At 26.2% G+C, this 592-nt stretch carries 1 protein-coding gene and 1 pseudogene; both read left to right on the top strand.

Translation table 11 applies throughout. The annotated features are described in order from the left end of the window. The coding region (locus ELQ12_RS10535; protein ID WP_079263640.1) for a hypothetical protein at positions 1 to 396 on the top strand (396 nt) is incomplete at its 5' end. Between the two features lie 14 nt (positions 397 to 410). After that, positions 411 to 592, top strand: a pseudogene (locus tag ELQ12_RS09820) (hypothetical protein); the annotation flags it as partial.

The following is a 592-nucleotide window of genomic DNA, read 5'->3' as shown; positions in this document are numbered from 1 at the left end:
CAAATTGCTTGGTTTGTGTGTAGCTTGATTCTTGCTTTGGTGACTTATATTATTCTAACTTTTCACTACATTTACATTAGTTATGGTAAATATGATAAGAATTTATTTTTATTAATATTTGATAGAAATGCAATAGAGTTATTTGTTATTGTATATTCTTGCATAATGTTTAATTTATTATATATTTATAATGCCATTCCTTTGGTTTTATCTGCGGTATTTATATTTTTAGCATTTTATTTTTCTAGTTTAAGCTTGTTTATTGTTGGTTGTTGTGGTATAGGAGTATTTTTCTTAATATCCATTTTTAAAAGAAAGTTTATGTTTAGTGTTTTACTATTCGCCTTGGGTTATACTTGCACATTGTTCTTTTTTTATGGACTGGCAACATATTAGAAAGGATTTTATAAATGAAATATTATACAACGATTTATATTGATGAGTTTTTAGAATATGAAATATTAGTTAGTCTTTATAATGGAAACGGCTTAGATTTCACCCACGCTTTCTTAGGACTTACCAAAGACAAAAGTCCTGATGAGCTTGATAAAGCAGATGAAACATTAAGACAAGAATATCTTAAAAACAAAGA

The organism is Campylobacter sp. US25a (assembly GCF_004379075.1).
In the GTDB taxonomy this organism is placed as follows: Bacteria; Campylobacterota; Campylobacteria; order Campylobacterales; family Campylobacteraceae; genus Campylobacter_D; species Campylobacter_D jejuni.
The sequence above is the reverse complement of the archived record's forward strand: the minus strand, read 5'-3'. Positions and strand labels throughout refer to the sequence as shown.